3 protein-coding genes are annotated in these 2,316 nt (G+C 62.8%); all 3 read right to left on the reverse strand.

Annotation, left to right across the window (positions count from 1 at the left end; all coding sequences use genetic code 11):
• Positions 1-80 precede the first annotated feature (80 nt).
• Entirely contained in the window at positions 81-743 is a 663-nt protein-coding gene (gene scpB, locus AC0AP0_RS12180; RefSeq protein WP_490430667.1) for an SMC-Scp complex subunit ScpB, read from the reverse strand.
• Complete coding sequence (locus AC0AP0_RS12185; protein WP_490430668.1) at positions 740-1,543, reverse strand: segregation and condensation protein A; 804 nt, start codon at positions 1,541-1,543, stop codon at positions 740-742. Before AC0AP0_RS12185 ends, scpB begins: the two co-directional genes overlap by 4 nt.
• Positions 1,540-2,316 (reverse strand): ParA family protein (locus AC0AP0_RS12190; RefSeq protein WP_490430669.1); only part of this gene is annotated, 777 nt, incomplete at its 5' end. The genes AC0AP0_RS12190 and AC0AP0_RS12185, both read right to left, overlap by 4 nt.

Genomic DNA, 2,316 nt, shown 5'->3' on the forward strand with positions numbered 1-2,316 from the left:
CCACCGGCCTAGCTGCCGGCTGGCGTGGTCCAGGAATTGGACAAACAGAGACAAGTGTAACCGCCTTGTGTGACAGGCGTTCACTCCTCCTCGCCCTGGGACGAAACATGGGCAAGATCCGGGGATTCGGGTTGCCCATACAGCTCCTGGCGGGCTTGGGCCAGAGCCGAGTCCTCATCGGGCAGAAAGGGGGCAAGTGAGGGCAGATCCTCCAAGGACTGCAGGCCCATCCGTTCAAGGAAAAGGTCGGTGGTAACCAGCAGCGCGGCGTGGGTTTGCTCGTCCAGGCCTTCCTCACGAACCAAGCCGCGCACCAACAGAGCCCGGATGACCCCATCTGAGTTGACCCCGCGAATCTGGCCCACCTGGGCACGAGTCATGGGCTGACGATAGGCCACGATGGCCAGGGCCTCCAGGGCCGCCTGGGAAAGTCTGGCCGTCTGACCGTCCTTGACGAAGGCCGCCACCACGGGCTGGTAGGCGGCCCGGCTGGTCAGCTGCCAGCCACGGGCGGTCCGGCGCAGTTCGAATCCTCGGTCGCTATAGGACTCGGCCAACGATTCCAGGGCGGCATTGACCGGTTCCGGATCCACGGCCAGCACCCGGGAGAAGTCCTCTGCGGTCAGCGGCCGGTCCGTGGCCACCAAAATGGCCTCCAGGCAGGCGGCCAATCCTCCGGGAAAGTCCTGCACGTCGAAGTCCACATATTCGGGACGGGTGTCGGGAGCCGAAGTTTGGCTCATGCGAAGTCCCCCTCACTGATCAAGGCCGTTTCCGGCTCCTGGGTCGGCCCTACCCAGCGCAGGTAGAGCGGCTGGTATGGGCCATCCTGACGATACTGGATCAGCTCCTGCCGGAAGAAGATCAGCACGGCCAGGAATCGGGCCACCACCTGCGCCCGGCCCTTGGAGGAGGCGACCAAATCGGCGAAAGCCACCGGCTGCCCGGGCTGCGCCAGCAAGACTTGGCGAACCTGGTCGGCCTCCTTGTTCAGGTCAACCAGGGGCACGTGAAGCTGGTCCAGACGAACCTGGGAGGCCGGAGCGTTGATCAAGGCATTGGCACAGAGCAGGGCCAGATCCTCTGGCTTCAGAGTCCAGACCAGATCAGGCAGCAGATGGGCCAGCTGGGGCTCCAGATGGCCGGGATGGGGGTAACGGCCCGAGTTGGCAGACAGCCTGGCTCGAAAGTCCTGTCCAGCCTGCTTGAAGGCCCGGTACTGCAGTAGCCTGGCGAAAAGCAGATCACGCTCACGAAGGGCATCCATGGAGGCCTGGTCGCGCATGGATTCGTCCTCCACAGGCAGGAGGGCAGCGCTCTTGGCCTCCACCAGAACAGATGCCACGTCCAGGAAGGCGCTGGCCTGGTCCAGCCCCTGACTGAAGTCCAGGGTTCGAACATAGTCCAGAAACTCCCCGGTGATGGAGGCCAGCGAAACCTCCGTCAGAGAGAGCTTTCGGTTGGCTAGCATTCCCAGCAGCAGGTCGAAGGGCCCCTGGTAGACATCCAGATCGACGGCGAAGCCGTCCGCTGATCCGCTCACGCCACGATGCCGCGGGCGATCAGCTCGCGGGCGACCTCCCGATACTCCTTGGCGGTCTTGTGCTCAGGCGCGAACATAGTAATGGGCTCACCTGCCACCGTGGCGTCGGGCAACTTTATGGACCGGCTGATGATGGAATGCAGGACTTTGCCTTTGAAGGCCTCGTAGATACGCTGAAGCACCTCGTCCGAATGCAGGGTCTTGGTGTACATGGTGACCAGAACCCCGTAAATCTGCAGGTCAGGATTGATGCGGCTACGGACCTTCTCAATGGATTGCATGAGCAGGGCCACGCCACGCAGGGCGAAGAACTCGGCCGCCACAGGAATGATGACACCATCCGCAGCAGTCAGTGCGTTGACGGTCAGCAGGCCGAGCGAAGGCTGGCAGTCGATGATGATAGCGTCGTACTCCTGCCGCAAGGGCCGGATGGTAGCCGCCAGGGCCTGCTCTCTGCCGACCTCGGTGACCAGCTGAATCTCAGCGGCCGATAAATCAATGTTGGCCGGAATGATGTCCAGACCGTCAAAACGGGTGTGCCGGACTACCTCGTGAACATCCAGGGAGGGGTCGAACATAGCGGTGTAAATAGTGTTGTCCACACTGTTGGCATTGATGCCCAGACCCACGGTGGCCGCGCCCTGGGGGTCGAAGTCCACGATCAGCACCCGTCGCCCATACTGACACATGGCCCCAGCGATGTTGATCGATGAGGTGGTCTTGCCCACACCGCCCTTCTGGTTGCACATGGCGAGGACACGGGCCGGGCCGTG

This window comes from Bifidobacterium sp. POST2/T3 (B1) (genome assembly GCF_058197115.1).

Excerpts from the sequence above, each read along its gene's own strand:
- scpB (WP_490430667.1), bottom strand. The coding sequence starts at position 743 with ATGAGCCAAACTTCGGCTCCCGACACCCGTCCCGAATATGTGGACTTC.